Source organism: Bacteroides finegoldii DSM 17565, from assembly GCF_000156195.1.
GTDB lineage: Bacteria > Bacteroidota > Bacteroidia > Bacteroidales > Bacteroidaceae > Bacteroides > Bacteroides finegoldii.
The window spans coordinates 88,099-88,500 of record NZ_GG688334.1; the positions used below are offsets into that span (position 1 = coordinate 88,099).

At 43.0% G+C, this 402-nt stretch carries 1 protein-coding gene; it reads left to right on the top strand.

Annotation, left to right across the window (positions count from 1 at the left end; all coding sequences use genetic code 11):
- Nucleotides 1-402, top strand: a 402-nt coding sequence (locus tag BACFIN_RS02080; RefSeq protein WP_007757555.1) for a transposase, incomplete at both ends; no start/stop codon positions are given.

Consider the following 402-nt stretch of genomic DNA (forward strand, 5'->3'; position numbering starts at 1 on the left):
CGGCCCGAACAAATGCATTTGAAGTCCTCTGCTTTGGGTCGTAAAAGTTATTTTTCTCCCGAAGGTAAAATAGCCTTGATGGTCTTGAAGTCCTATACCAACTTTTCCGATGCACAACTGATTGAGCATTTAAACGGTAATATTCATTACCAGTTGTTTTGTGGTGTCCAGATTGATCCGCTTCATCCACTAACCAATCCTAAAATCGTCAGTGCAATTCGTCAGGAACTAGCGAATCGCCTTGACGTTGAGTCCCTCCAGCTCATTCTTGCCGAGCATTGGAAACCTTATCTTGAGAACCTTCATGTCTGTATGACCGATGCCACCTGTTATGAAAGTCATCTGCGTTTTCCTACTGATACCAAACTCTTATGGGAAGGTATTGTATGGCTTCATCGTCAT